We start from the raw sequence: 13,004 nt of genomic DNA, 5'->3' as shown, positions 1-13,004 counted from the left end.
CACACAATGCCGAGGTAAACTTAAAACTCCCTTAAAATGCCCAAAGAATTAATTTTCTGCCGCCTGATTTTTAATCTGATTTTAAGCTTCACGCCGCTAAACGCTGTCAGCACTTCGTTACCATGCAAAAACTGAGCGTAAAATAACCTTAAAAATCATTATTTTATTGGTTTATGACGGATTTGTGATAATGCTTAAGGTTCACTTAACCTTAGTTTCTTAAGCTTTCGCCATCTTCACACACATGGATTGAACAATGACGTTTTCGCTGCGCAAAAGACCGACGTTGAGTCGGCTATCTTTTATTTCGCTTGTTTCTATTTATATTGCGGTCTTTTTGAACATTGCGTTCTATCGACAAGTGCTTGCTGCCATGCCGCTTGATAGCGTGCGCACCATTTTGGTATTCGCTTCAATGCCGTTAGTGGCATTTAGCGTGATCAATATTATTGCCACCTTCGCCTCCTTTTTGTGGCTTGACCGCGTTATTCTTGCGCTCTTCATTTTAGTTTCCGCCGCTGCGCAATATTTTATCTGGACCTTTGGTATTGTTATCGATCGCTCGATGATCGTGAATATTATCGATACCACGCCATCTGAATCCTTTGCTCTATTATCACCCAAGTTGATTATTACGCTTGGTTGTAGCGGGCTGCTGGCTGCCCTGTTAGTTTTCTGGATTCGCGTTAAAAACAGCAAACCTATCTGGAAAAGCATCGCCAAGCGCGCGGCTTCCATTGTCGCGTCGGTAATTTGCATCGCCTTAGTCGCGACGTTTTTTTATAAAGATTACGCCTCGCTGTTTCGTAACCAAAAAGAGCTGATTAAATCACTCAGCCCTTCCAATTCGATTGTGGCAACGCTTTCCTGGTACAACCACAGCCGCACCGCCAATTTGCCGCTGGTGCAAATTGGTTTAGATGCCAAACAGAAGCCCGAGATGCTGGCTGGTCCAAAGCGTAACCTGACCATTTTGGTGGTGGGTGAAACCACGCGTGCGGTGAATTTCCAGTTGAATGGTTATGAGCGCGAAAATACACCGTTGCTGGCGAAAGCTGATGTCACCTATTTCCCGAATACGCAGTCTTGCGGCACAGCTACGGCAGTCTCATTACCTTGTATGTTCTCCAATATGCCGCGTGCCCATTATGACGATCAGCTTGCCAGCCATCAGGAAGGGATGCTCGATATTATCCAGCGTGCCGGTGTGCAGGTTTTATGGAATGACAATGATGGCGGCTGTAAAGGTGCCTGCGATCGCGTCCCACATCAGGATATGAGCAGCCTGAATCTGCCGGATATGTGTCATGGCGGGGAATGTTATGACGAAGTGTTATTCCATGGTATTGAGGACTATATTAAAAACCTCAAAGGTAACGGCGTTATCGTGTTACATACCATTGGTAGTCACGGCCCAACCTATTACAACCGTTATCCTGCGCAGTTTAAAAAATTCACCCCGACGTGCGATACCAGCCAAATTCAGGATTGTTCGCAAGAACAGCTGGTCAATACCTACGACAACACCATTCTGTATATTGATTACATCGTCAATAAAGCGATTAATGTGCTGAAAGCGCATCAGGATGAATACACCACCAGCCTGGTTTATTTATCGGATCACGGTGAGTCGTTAGGGGAAAATGGTGCTTATCTGCACGGTATGCCGTATGCGATTGCGCCGGATGTGCAGAAACATGTGCCAATGCTGATTTGGTTATCACCGGATTATCAACAGCGCTATGGCGTGAGTAAAAGCTGTCTTGATAAACAAGCGGCGCATCAGGGTTATTCGCAGGACAATCTGTTCTCCACCATGCTCGGTTTAACGGGTATTCAGACCACTGAATATCAACCTGCGGACGATATTCTTAGCGCCTGCCGGGCCGCACATTGATGAAATGGATGATCGTTGCAGCCGATGAGCGGCTGATGCAAGAGCTGCAAGTCGTGCTGCAACGCAATGGCTGTGACGGTGATTCCACCGTCCAGCATCTCGAAGCCGGTTCGTTAGAGGAAATGTTAGCGCGGGTTCACGCGCTATTTAACGCGCAACAGAAGGTTGAAACAGACTGCGTGGAGATCGGTGAAATTACCCTGCAACTCTCCAGAAAAATGGTTTGGCACGCTGGAAAATCGCTGGACTTGACGCCTAAAGAGTTCGTTATTTTATCGCGGTTGATGCTGGCGAAAGGCGAAGCGGTTCAGCGTGACACCTTGCTAAAAGATATTTATCAATGGGCAACAGAACCGGCCACCAATACATTAGAAGTGCATATTCATAATCTGCGCGAGAAAATCGGCAAGGCGTATATTAAAACGCTGCGTGGCGTAGGTTATCGGTTCATTGTGCCGGGAAAGTAAAAAACCTTACGGTCGCCATTCATAGCGTAATGCCGATCAGTTAAACATTAATTTGCATATGTATGCAGGTGCGCATGAATGCGCACCCTACGAAAACGCAGCAATCACTTGTAGGGTCGCCATTTATGGCGACCGTTTAACGTATACGCAAAGAATATTCCTTAAGGTTTGTTAATGAGAAAAACTTAAGTAATACTGACATTCCATCCAGATCGTATTCCAGGGAGGAATAGATGTCTTCATTGCCTTACTACATCGCCATCTTATTGATTATCTGCGTAACCTTTATCTCTTTCAGCTTGATGTTAGATCTCTTCGAAATGCGCGAATGGATGCATCACACCACGCATTTTCTAGAAACAACCCTTAAAGATTCTGATACGCCATAAGCGGATGACTTCATCACGCCGCCACACGATCCGCTCCCAACAAATCCAGTATCCGGCTGCGCAGCGCCACCAGCTGCGGGTCATCGCGGCGGCGCGGCCACGGCAGATTAACCTCGATCACATCCACCACTTTTGCTGGTCTTGGGCTGAACACCACCACGCGATTCGCCATCACCAGCGCTTCTTCCACGTCGTGCGTCACCATCAGCGTAGTGAACTGCTGCTCTTGCCACAGATCGACAATCTCCTGCTGCATACGCAACCGCGTCAGTGAATCGAGCTTGCCGAGCGGCTCATCGAGAATCAGCAAACGCGGCACGTTAACCAACGCGCGGGCCAACGCCGCACGCTGCGCCATACCGCCCGAAAGCTGATGCGGCCAGGCGCGGGCAAACTGCCTGAGGCCGACGCGATCCAGCATCGCGTTAATCCGCTGCTCGCGCAGCGGGCGGCTCTCTCCGCGAATCTGCAAACCGAGGCCAACGTTGTCATAGACGGTGCGCCACGGATAAAGCGTGGGATCCTGAAACACCACCACGCGCGACGGATCAGGCGCGGTGATCGCTTTGCCCTCTTCCGCCAGTAAACCGCTGGCTGGCGGTTCGAGCCCGGCCAGCAAACGCAGCAGCGTCGATTTGCCGCAGCCGGATGGCCCCAGCAGCGCGACAAATTCACCGGCCTCTACCTGCAAATTAATATTCTCCAGCACCGGTAAATCTTCGCCTTCTAAGGTGAAGTGATGATGAACCTTCTCAATCGCAATATTAACGCCCGCCGAGGTTGAGGCCATATTTTCGCTCCTGCTTGATATGCTAAGAAATAAAGCATAATCCGCGACTTCCCCACTTCGAAATAGTCATTCCGGCAAACCTATCCGCAAATATTCATAATGAAAAACTGCATGATGTCATGCGGGATTGTTATTTGGTCGCGCTAATTGCCTTTGCCATAGTGCCTGTGAACTTTATCTACAAGGAAGACAGGATGGCATTTCAACAATTCTCTCTGAGCCGCCGCGCATTATTACGCGGGCTGGGTCTCTTTAGTGCCGGCGTTGCGGTAAATCCGTTGCTGAGCAGCAATGTATTTGCCGACGATAAATCGCTCAAAACCATCAAGCTGGCCTGGGGACAAACCGCAGTATGTCAGTCACCGATTTCGGTGGCGCTGAAGCAAGGTTTCTTTAAAAAGTACGGCTTGAATGTTGAGCCCGTAAATTTTAGCGGCCCAACCGATGCGCTGTTACAGGCGATTGCCACCGGCCAGGCTGATGGCGGCATTGGCATGGCGCTGCGCTGGCTGAAGCCGCTGGAGCAGGGTTTTGATGTTGATCTCACCGTCGGCACGCACGGCGGCTGTATGCGTCTACTCGCCCCGCAGAACAGCGGCATCCGCGATGTGAAAGATCTGGTAGGAAAATCGGTGGCGGTGAGCGATCAGGCTAGCCCGATTCGCAACTTCTTCGCTATTCAGCTGGCGAAACAGGGCATCGATCCTGATAAGCAGGTCAACTGGCTGCAATATCCGCCCGACCTGTTTGGCGAAGCGCTGCGCAAAGGTGAAGTGCAGGCGCTGGCCACTGACGATCCGCAGGGCTGGCTGCTGAAGAAGCAGCACGATCTGGTGGAAGTGGATAACAACCTGAAAGGCGAATACGCCAGCCTCACCTGCTGCGTGCTGGGCCTGCGCGGCTCGCTGGTGCGTGACGATCCCGCCACCGCGCGCGCCATCACCCAGGCGATTGTCGATGCGCAGCAGTGGACCGCCGAACATCCGGAAGAGACGGCGAAAATCTTCCAGCCCTTTGTGCCAGGTTCCGTTGCGGTAGAGGACATTGCCGCGATGCTGAAAGAGCACACTCACAGCCATCACTCCACCGGTGTGCAGCTGCGCAAAGAGGTGGCGGTGTATATCGATGAGCTGAAGAAAATCAATGTGATCCGCCCGGATACCGATGCGCAACGCTTCGCCGAGCACTATGTGCCGGAGCTGCTGCCGGCAGAATCTGCCCATCAGCACGCCAGCAACATGGCGCACATGAGCAACATGTCGAGCTAAGGAGACGATAATGGCCAGTGAAACCCTGACGATTGCCCGCAACCGTGACGTGCCGCGCCGCCTTCAACCGGCGGTTTGGGGTGCGCTCCTGCTGTGGTGGGCGCTGGTAGCGCTGATGGTGGCGGTGCCGGATAAGCCGCAGGGTTTTGCCGCCCCGCGCTTTGTGAATGAAACGCATGAGTTGTTCGCCGCCATCGCGCTTATTCTCAGCGGACTGGCGATTGCCTCAGGCCTGTTCCCGCGACTGACCTTACTCGCGCCTCTCAAGCGCAGTGGCCCATGGCTGATTGTGCTGGCGCTGCTGATTGGCCTGTGGGAAACCGTCACCGGCAAACTGGCGCTGCTGCCCGCGCCCTTTTTCGCCCCGCCGCGTGCGCTGGTGGAAGCCTACGCCACCGACTGGCCGCGCCTGCTGGATAGCGTGCTCAATTCGCTGCGTCTGCTGGCTTTCGGCTTTATCTACGGCAGCGTAGTCGGCTTTACTACCGGCGTGGCGATTGGCTGGTCGCGCAGCTTGGGTTACTGGGTGCATCCGATTCTGCGTTTCCTCGGACCGGTGCCTTCAACTGCGCTGCTGCCGCTGTCGCTCTACTTCTTCCCATCGAGCTTCTCGGCAGCGGTATTCCTGATCGCGCTGGCGACCTGGTTCCCGGTGACGGTGCTGACCTGGTCGGGCGTTTCCAGCGTTGATACCCGTTATTACGATGTGGCGCGCACGCTGGGTGCCAATTCGCTGTTCCTCGTGTTGCGCGTGGCGGTGCCCGCTGCGCTGCCGCACCTGTTTGTCGGCCTGTTTATGGGTTTGGGCGCGTCGTTCTCGGTGCTGGTAGCGGCAGAGATGATGGGCGTGAAGTCCGGGCTCGGCTGGTATCTGCAGTGGGCGCAAGGCTGGGCGGCTTACGCCAATATGTACGCCGCACTGATTGTGATGGCGCTGCTGTTCTCTTCACTGATCTCCCTGCTGTTCCTGGTACGCGATCGCCTGCTGTCATGGCAACGCAGCGCGGTGAAATGGTAATTATCGTTGGGTCGCCACTCATGGCGACCGCCCCCACACATGAGGTCGATTATGGCTGCAAAAATTTCTGCTTCTATCACCGAACTGATTGGCAACACGCCGTTGCTGCGCCTGTCACGCTATGCGCAGCAGCAGGATATTCAGGCGGATTTAGTCGCCAAACTCGAACTGTTTAACCCCAATCACAGCGTCAAAGATCGCATCGCCCTCAGCATGATTGAAGCCGCCGAACGCAACGGCATTATCCAGCCCGGCGATACATTGGTTGAAACCACCAGCGGCAACACCGGCATTGGTTTAGCGGCGATTGCGGCGGCCAAAGGCTACAAGTTCCGCGTCTACATCAATGATTTCGTTAGCATCGAACGCAGCCAGATTATTCAGGCGTACGGCGCCGAAGTGGTGCCGTTCAGCACCATTGAAGGTTTTAAGGAATTCTACGACGCCAGCAACGGCGATTTTGTCGCCGCCACCAAATGGCTGGCCGAGCAGGTTACTGCGGCGGAACCGGAAGTGCATTTTCTGCTGCAGCTGGATAATCCGGCCAATCCGGCGGTGCATGAGCGCACCACCGGGCCAGAGATCTGGCGCGACAGCGGCGGCGAGCTGGACATTTTTATCGCCGCCGTCGGCACCGGCGGCACGCTCTCCGGCACCGGATGCTATCTCAAACAGCAGCATCCGGGTTTGCAGGTGATCGCCGTTGAGCCGGGCGTGGGTTCACAGCCGAGCGAACTGCGTCCCGATCCGCTGGAGATCACCGGCGTACATGCGTTTAGCAACCAGACGCCGGAGCGCATTCCTGCCAATCTCGATCACCGCGTTTACGATGAGGTGATTGCGGTGGAAACCTGGCAGGCGTATACGGCGGCGCGGCAACTGGCGCTGAGCGAAGGTGTGCTGGTAGGCGATTCGTCCGGCGCGGTGTTGTGGGCGGCACAACAGGTTGCAGCGCGACCGGAGAATCGCGGCAAGCGTATTGTGGTGTTGCTGGCCGATGGCGGCAGCAGCTATTTGACCACCCAACTGTTCGCGCATCAGGTGCCAGCGGAATCGCTAAAGCTGGCGAGCGCCGTGCAAACCTCGAGGAAAATCGCCTGAAACAATGCGCACTACAAAACCCCCGCACGTATTACCCTAATGCCGCTCAGTTAAGCATTAATTTGCATATGTATGCAGGTGCGCATGAATGCGCACCCTACGAAAACGCGCCAATCACTTGTAGGGTCGCCATTTATGTTGACCGAAAAGACGCTTAACTGACGAGCATTACACACGTATTACCCACACAAATAGTAGAGGCGCGATTTATAGCGCGCTTTTCCTGCTGAGCAGCGCTGCACAAGGCAAAGTAGCCAGCGGACATGCCGCGCAAATTAAATAGGTGGTAACCGAAAATGCCATTCGCAGCGTGCAATTTATAATGGAGAGCATCGGCGATCACGCGCTGACGCGCCACCATTCGTTACAACGTCACCTGCGTAACGTGCTATGAGGCCGCATTAATACGCCACAGGACGATGCCATTTTCACTTCCGTGGGTAAATTGGCCCTTTCTGCAGAGAGCAATTCATCATGACGCTGGAATTCATGAATCTGTCGCCATAAATGGCGACCCTACGGGGAAAAGGTTTCGTAGGGTCGCCATTCATGGCGACCAAAGGATTGGCGAGGTTCTTCAATGGGTGCGCATTACGCGCACCCATCATTTTCATCAGAAACGATATGTCGCCGATACTGAGAAGTTACGTGGCTCGCCGTACACGATGCCGCCGCTACCGACGTTGGAGTCATACTCTTTGTCGAACAGGTTGTTGATGTTGGCCTGCAGCGAGACGTTTTTGGTGACGTCGTAGCGTGCGAACAGATCAACCAGCGAGTAGCTGCCCTGACGTGCACGCCAGGTGCCATTGCCTTCCGGACCGGTAATATCGGTGTAAGTCTTCGACTGCCAGGTTACGCCACCGCCAAGGGTCAGCTCATCCAGCATTGGCAAACGATAGCTGGTAAACAAGTTGAACGAGGTGCGCGGCAACTGAGAATTGTAATTCTCGCCTTCGCGATCTTCTGCTACATAGCTGGTGCCACCAAAGGTCATCTGCCAGTTATCGGTCAGCGCGCCGTTCACTTCGAACTCTACGCCACGGCTGACAACGCCATTTTTACCTTCGTAGACGGTAATATTGTTGATGGTCTCGCCGGTCGCTTCGCCAACGTTGTCCAGTTCGGTGCGGAACACAGAAATAGACGTGGTCAGGCGGCTGTTAAACCAGTCTGATTTCACACCCGCTTCATAGTTCTTGCCAATCACCGGCGCCAGGAAGGCTCCAGACGCATCCTGATAATCCTGTGGCTGGAACACCGAAGTGTAACTGGCATACGCGGACCAGTTGTCGTAGAAGTCCCAAATCACACCACCGTACGGCGTGATGTTGTTCTTCTCCATCTCTTCGGTCAGCGTCTGACGATTCCAGTTGGTGTAGCGCGCGCCCAGAATCACGTGTAGCGGATCGGCCAGCGAAATGCGCGTTGCCAGATAGGCAGATTTTTGACGCACCAGTTGCGTATCCGAAGCCGGTTCACGAGGGTTCCAGTCGGATTCCGGGAAATTACCGTTGTAATCGTAGAAGTTGCCCAGCTGTGCCGGAGAGATGTTAGTCCAGGCGCTGTAATATTTGTTGTCCTGACGGCTGTAATTCACGCCGAACATCAGCTCATGCTGACGGCCAAACATCTCGTAAGGACCGCTGGCGAAGGCATCCACCGCATCTACTTTACGTTTGCCGGTGTTATAGCCGGTGCCGCCAACCGCGTCATAGTTGTAAAACGCCGGATACTGATTGACCGCAATGCCGGTGTCTTTATTGATATAGCCATCAATATACAGCTGCTTACTGTCGAGGAACATCTCATTGTGCGTGCCGTTAAGCGTGACGTTCCAGCCGTTATCAAAGTTCTGCTGCAGGTTAACAAAGACTTTTTTGTTTTCTTTGTTGTTGTAAGCCCAATCTGGCGCGGTGTTGTAACCACGACGAAGCTTGACTTGTGAACCGTCGGTATACCAGCGCGGCGAACCGCCCCACATGGTTGAATCGGTATTCACCTGCGAGAACTCATAGCCAACGGATAATTTGGTGGAGTCAGTCAGGTCGGCATCAACCACGCCATAGACGAATTTTTTATCTGCGCCGTAGCGCTCGATGAAGCTGTTTCTATCTTCATAACCAGCCACCAGGCGACCACGCACGTTACCTTCGGCGGACAGCGGCGCAGAGAGATCTGCAACATAACGCTGTTTGTTCCAGCTGCCATAGCTGGCTGAAACGCTGCCGGTGAACTCTTTGCTATCGGCGTGCTTACGCACCATGTTGATCGAAGCAGATGGATTGCCTGGGCCAGTCAGCAAGCCGGTGGCGCCGCGCACCACTTCTACCCGCTCATACAGCGCCATATCACTCTGCGCATCGCCGAGGTTCCAGCGTGAGGCGAAGGCGGTGGGAATGCCATCGGTCATATAGTTGTCGATCAGGAAACCGCGCGAATAGTAGTTAGTACGATCCATATCGCCCGAGACGCCGTGAATGCCGGTGGTGTTGGCCAGCACATCGTTCAGCGATTGCAGTTGCTGGTCTTCCATACGCTGCTTGCTGACGATCGAAACCGATTGCGGAATATCGCGCGCGGTGAGCGCCATTTTGGTACCGGCACGCGTCACCGGTACGCTGTAATCCTGTGCCGCCTGCTGTTGCTGATCCGCGCTAGCGCTGGCATCAACGTTCAGCGTCTGTTCGGTGTTGGTGGTCTCTGCTGCCTGCGCGATACCCGACGCAACCATCACAGCCAGTAAAGAGAGACGCAACGCGCGCTGAGGCGCATTGCCGGGTTTCCTGACGCGCAAATCTTCGAAAGACATACAATTCCTCAATCAACTTTTCGTTATTTTTTTGCGGCACCGCTGCTGACGTCTGAAAGAGGAACGACAGTAAGGAAGCCGTTAAGAAAGCAAATGAGAAATATACGCATTAAGGTTTACAATGCAAGAAATTGTTACCGGTTTACTGACACTTTTACACTTGTTGAAACGCCTTATTCTTCAACGAGTAATAGTTGATAAGCGTTATTTTCAGGAAGGTTCATGCAGGGATTTTAGGCAATTATGTGAAATTGAACAGATTCCAACATAGTTACGATTGTGGTGCGCATGAATGCGCACCCTATGAAAACCTCGCGAAATCGTCGTAGGGTCGCCATTCATGGCGACCTTCCCGCAGATCGCATTAAAACGCTGAATAATGCAGCAACTATTATTCCCATTACTCAAAAAATTACGTAAATAAGCCAAAAGGATTGGATAAACCTCAGCCAATATAAAGAAACGTCTGATCGTCCGGATATTTTCCGGACAATTCTGTCTACGACAGATTATTTTAATTTGGCAAAAAATCTCGTAGAATGCTCTCCTTTACACCAGTCCAATAAGTAATAAGGATTTATTCATGAGCGATGCACTTAACGCATTGAACAATCTTCGTACGCTGCGTGCCGAAGCGCGTAATATTGATGTCGCAGCATTAGAAGAGATGCTGGAAAAATTCGCCGTGGTTGTCGCAGAACGCCGTGAAGAAGCGGAAGCAGAAACTGCAGCCCAGCGCGAAAAAGAAGAAAAACTGGCGCTGTATAAAGAGATGTTGTTAAAAGACGGCATTGATATTAGTGACCTGGCGCAATTAAACACTCAGGAAAGCAAACCCAAGTCGAAACGCGCGCCGCGTCCTGCGAAGTATAAGTTCATCGACGAACAGGGTAATGAGAAATTGTGGACCGGCCAGGGCCGCACGCCATCACCGATTAAAGCCGCACTGGAAGCTGGTGGTTCGATGGATGATTTCCTGATTTAATCGGCCGCATGCAGTACCGAGCGTGAACAAATAAACGCAGCACAAGTGCTGCGTTTTTTACTTATTACTTCTGCGCGTTAATCTGTTTGATATACGCTTTTAAAACGTCGTAGACATAATCCTGGCAAGCGATACCTGTTTGCGCATCATACTTACCGTCATTGGTGATGTTGTTAGATAACACACGAATACCGATAAACGGGATATTAAACAGCGATGAGATCTGCGCAGCCGACGCGGTTTCCATCTCCTCAACGGAGGTGTTGAAGTTCTCATGGAAGAAGCGAATACGGTCCAATTCGCTGTTCCACACATCAGCCGATCCAATCACGCCTTCCACCACTTTGCCTTTGGTGTAAGCCGGCATCGCCTGCTCGGCGGCTTTCATCAGCTGTGGATCGGCGGCAAACTGACGAATGCTGTGGGCATTTTTATCTTCACCCGCGCTGCCTTTTGAGGCCATCAAATCCATCGGTTTCCACTCAACGGAATTACTGCCCGCGCCCTGCAACTTGTGCGGCGTTTTAAACGCGCCGAGGTTGACCGAATATTTGCCCACGACGATGTCATAGACATGTAATGCCGGATCGTGACCGCCTGCAGTGCCCTGATTAATGATGGCTTTAGGTTTAAATTCCACTGCTGCAATCGAGGTTGCCGCCGCGACATTTGACATGCCTTTCAGCGTTTCAGAAACAATCACCGGATAACCGTCAACCGTGCCCTGCCAGAAACGCCATTCGCCAATCTGACGCTCTTTAGCGTTTTCCAGTTTGGCGGCGAAATGCTCGGCTTCAACCGGCATAGCGCCCTGAATAATGATCGGTGCCTGAGAAGTTTCTGTATTTGCCATGGCTTGCAGCGGCGCGAAAATAGCCAGGCCGCTGATTAAAGCGGTATTGAGATTCAAGGATAATTTAGACATGAAATAATAACCGGAAATAATGAAAAAACGCATTATGCGGGATGAAACGTGGGTTGGAAAGTTGTTAATTTACTCATGAAGTTATTGCGATAAGACGCCAGATAAAACCTAAGAATTATCTGGCGCATCTACCAGGAATTAGCTTAATGCCGCACAGGCCTGCGCAATTCTGCGACCCGCTTCACGCACCGTTGCAATATCGGTGGCAATTGATAAACGGAAATAAGGCGACAAACCGTACGCGCTGCCCGCCACGCCCGATACACCGCTCTCCAGCAGATAATTCATCACATCTTGCTCGCTTTCGATCTTCTGACCATCGGGACGCGTTTTGCCCAATAAACCGGCGCAGCGGCAGAAAATAAAGAATGCGCCATCTGGATTGAGCACGTCAATTTCCTGCACCGGCTTTAAGAACGTCATAATCGCATCGCGGCGATCCTGATAAGCCGTGCATTGCGGCGGCAGGAAGTCGAGTCCACCGTTATACGCCGCCACCGCCGCAGCCTGGCTGATCGCGCTGGCACCGGAACTGTTTTGCGATTGCACCACCACCATCGCGTCGATCAAAGCTTTTGGCCCGGCACCAAAGCCAATGCGCCAGCCGGTCATGGCGTAGGTTTTCGACACGCCGCCCACCAGCAGAATGCGCTCGGCTAAATCCGGCGCGACGTGCAGCAGGCTGACGTGTTCACGGCCATCAAACAGAATATGTTCGTAAAGTTCATCCAGCATGATCAGTACATCAGGATGATCGCGCAGCACCGTCGCGAGCGCTCTCAGCTCATCAGCGCTGTACACCATGCCGGAAGGATTGCCGGGATTGTTCAGCACCAGCCAGCGGGTTTTACTGGTGATTGCCTGCGCCAGCCGCTGCGGCTGCAACTTGTATTCCTGCTCAAGCGGACACTCAAGCAGCACCGCTTCGCCGCCGTTGAAACGTACGCTATCCGGGAAGGTCGGCCAGTACGGCACCGGCACAATCACCTCATCGCCCTCATTCAGCGTGGCAGCAAAGGCGTTGAAGATGATCTGCTTGGCACCGTTAGCGATGCAGATCTGCGCCAGATCGTAATCGAGCTGGTTTTCATTCTTCAGCTTGGCTATCACCGCTTTGCGCAGCGGCGTGGTGCCGTTGGTTGGCGTGTAACGCGTTTCACCGGCTTCCATCGCCGCCACCGCCGCCTGACGAATGTGCTGTGGTGTATCAAAATCTGGCTCACCGGTGGTGAGATCGAGAATATCGACGCCCTGCTCTTTTAGCTGGCGCGTCAGTTGACGCGCCGCAGCATTAGCAGAGAGCGACACGGACTGCACACGCCTGGATAAGGTGACCATGTTGAGCTCCTGAA

At 52.8% G+C, this 13,004-nt stretch carries 10 protein-coding genes; 6 read left to right on the top strand and 4 right to left on the bottom strand.

What is annotated here, in order from left to right; genetic code table 11:
- The first annotated feature begins 256 nt into the window (after nucleotides 1-256).
- Entirely contained in the window at nucleotides 257-1,897 is a 1,641-nt protein-coding gene (eptA, locus tag NR302_RS20685) for a phosphoethanolamine transferase EptA (RefSeq protein ID WP_258145680.1), read from the top strand.
- The gene (locus NR302_RS20680) at nucleotides 1,897-2,364 is read left to right on the top strand and encodes a winged helix-turn-helix domain-containing protein (RefSeq protein WP_258145679.1); all 468 of its coding nucleotides are present in this window, start codon (nucleotides 1,897-1,899) and stop codon (nucleotides 2,362-2,364) included. Before eptA ends, NR302_RS20680 begins: the two co-directional genes overlap by 1 nt.
- 402 nt (nucleotides 2,365-2,766) lie before the next feature.
- Here NR302_RS20680 and NR302_RS20675 read toward each other — a convergent pair whose 3' ends face one another.
- Nucleotides 2,767-3,543 carry an ABC transporter ATP-binding protein gene (locus tag NR302_RS20675; protein WP_258145678.1) on the bottom strand — a complete coding sequence of 259 codons (777 nt, stop codon included), beginning with the start codon at nucleotides 3,541-3,543 and terminating at the stop codon, nucleotides 2,767-2,769.
- Between the two features lie 194 nt (nucleotides 3,544-3,737).
- Here NR302_RS20675 and NR302_RS20670 point away from each other — a divergent pair, with 194 nt between their 5' ends.
- Genes NR302_RS20670 through NR302_RS20660 form a run of 3 tightly spaced genes read left to right on the top strand, consistent with a single transcriptional unit; the run spans nucleotide 3,738 to nucleotide 6,930 of the window.
- The gene (locus NR302_RS20670) at nucleotides 3,738-4,811 is read left to right on the top strand and encodes an ABC transporter substrate-binding protein (protein ID WP_258145677.1); all 1,074 of its coding nucleotides are present in this window, start codon (nucleotides 3,738-3,740) and stop codon (nucleotides 4,809-4,811) included.
- Between the two features lie 10 nt (nucleotides 4,812-4,821).
- The gene (locus NR302_RS20665; RefSeq protein WP_258145676.1) at nucleotides 4,822-5,829 is read left to right on the top strand and encodes an ABC transporter permease; all 1,008 of its coding nucleotides are present in this window, start codon (nucleotides 4,822-4,824) and stop codon (nucleotides 5,827-5,829) included.
- 51 nt (nucleotides 5,830-5,880) lie between these two features.
- Nucleotides 5,881-6,930, top strand: a complete 1,050-nt coding sequence (locus tag NR302_RS20660) for a PLP-dependent cysteine synthase family protein (protein WP_258145675.1) — start codon at nucleotides 5,881-5,883, stop codon at nucleotides 6,928-6,930.
- Between the two features lie 613 nt (nucleotides 6,931-7,543).
- Here NR302_RS20660 and fhuE read toward each other — a convergent pair.
- Entirely contained in the window at nucleotides 7,544-9,742 is a 2,199-nt protein-coding gene (gene fhuE / locus NR302_RS20655) for a ferric-rhodotorulic acid/ferric-coprogen receptor FhuE (RefSeq protein WP_258145674.1), read from the bottom strand.
- Nucleotides 9,743-10,325: 583 nt separating this feature from the next.
- On the opposite strand from fhuE, the gene NR302_RS20650 reads away from it, so the two are divergent.
- Entirely contained in the window at nucleotides 10,326-10,727 is a 402-nt protein-coding gene (locus NR302_RS20650; RefSeq protein ID WP_258145673.1) for an H-NS family nucleoid-associated regulatory protein, read from the top strand.
- A gap of 64 nt (nucleotides 10,728-10,791) precedes the next feature.
- Here the strand turns inward: NR302_RS20650 and NR302_RS20645 are convergent, their stop codons facing one another.
- Nucleotides 10,792-11,652: a 5'-methylthioadenosine/S-adenosylhomocysteine nucleosidase gene (locus tag NR302_RS20645; RefSeq protein ID WP_154156777.1), complete on the bottom strand. Its 861-nt coding sequence runs from the start codon at nucleotides 11,650-11,652 to the stop codon at nucleotides 10,792-10,794.
- A gap of 138 nt (nucleotides 11,653-11,790) precedes the next feature.
- Entirely contained in the window at nucleotides 11,791-12,990 is a 1,200-nt protein-coding gene (locus NR302_RS20640) for an aminotransferase class I/II-fold pyridoxal phosphate-dependent enzyme (protein WP_258145672.1), read from the bottom strand.
- Between the last annotated feature and the right edge of the window lie 14 nt (nucleotides 12,991-13,004).

The organism is Pantoea sp. SOD02 (assembly GCF_024707505.1).
In the GTDB taxonomy this organism is placed as follows: domain Bacteria; phylum Pseudomonadota; class Gammaproteobacteria; order Enterobacterales; family Enterobacteriaceae; genus Pantoea; species Pantoea symbiotica.
This window is presented reverse-complemented; position numbering and strand designations above follow the sequence as displayed.